The sequence below is a fragment of the Halorubrum sp. SP9 genome (genome assembly GCF_005435015.1).
Taxonomy (GTDB): domain Archaea; phylum Halobacteriota; class Halobacteria; order Halobacteriales; family Haloferacaceae; genus Halorubrum; species Halorubrum sodomense.
In genome coordinates, this window is record NZ_SGXU01000698.1 from 1 (window position 1) to 238 (window position 238).

Genomic DNA, 238 nt, shown 5'->3' on the forward strand with positions numbered 1-238 from the left:
CCGCTCCTGTACCCGATCCCGAAGGACCTCGTCCAGCCGTACGTGGAAGAGGAGGACGTCGAGGGGCTCCAGCAGGACGAGGAGCTGCTCGAACTCCAGTTCACCGGGAACCTCGGCGCGTACGAGCTCACCGAGTGGAACCGCGGCTCGGGCACCGAGTACGTCCGCAACGACGAGTACTACCTCCGCGACATCGACGAGGGTCCCGACCTGTTCTCCGAGGGACCGCTGTTCGAGG

General features: G+C 66.0%; 1 pseudogene. It reads left to right on the top strand.

Annotated elements, in window-relative coordinates:
- A pseudogene (locus EXE45_RS19035) lies at positions 1–238 on the top strand (ABC transporter substrate-binding protein); the annotation flags it as partial.